General features: G+C 55.6%; 1 protein-coding gene. It reads left to right on the forward strand.

The genetic code is table 11. The features are described 5' to 3' along the window. Positions 1-295, forward strand: a 295-nt coding sequence (locus tag AC1RO3_RS09045) for a hypothetical protein (protein ID WP_481764088.1), incomplete at both ends; no start/stop codon positions are given.

A 295-nucleotide genomic window follows, 5' to 3' on the forward strand; every position in this document is an offset into this window, starting at 1 on the left:
GGTCAGTTGCGGCAGGCGACAAGGCACTGGCCGAGGCGTTCCGCGCAGGTCAGAAATTGCGGCAAGCCTACATCTCGGCAAAGACCGATGAGGAACGCGCTGAGATCAAGGCGCAGCTAAAGACGAAAGGCGACATTCACATTCAAAACGTGTTTCGCTTTTTCAAGCAGTGGGTGGACAAGGATCACCCGCTCCGTCACGCGATTAAGGCGATTGTGTTCGGCACGCTGTACGGTAAGAGCGCAAAGACACTCGGCATCGATACGAAGCAGAGTGACCTTGGCTCCCTAAAAGG

This window comes from Dellaglioa sp. CoH-57-MRSF-19 (assembly GCF_056781975.1).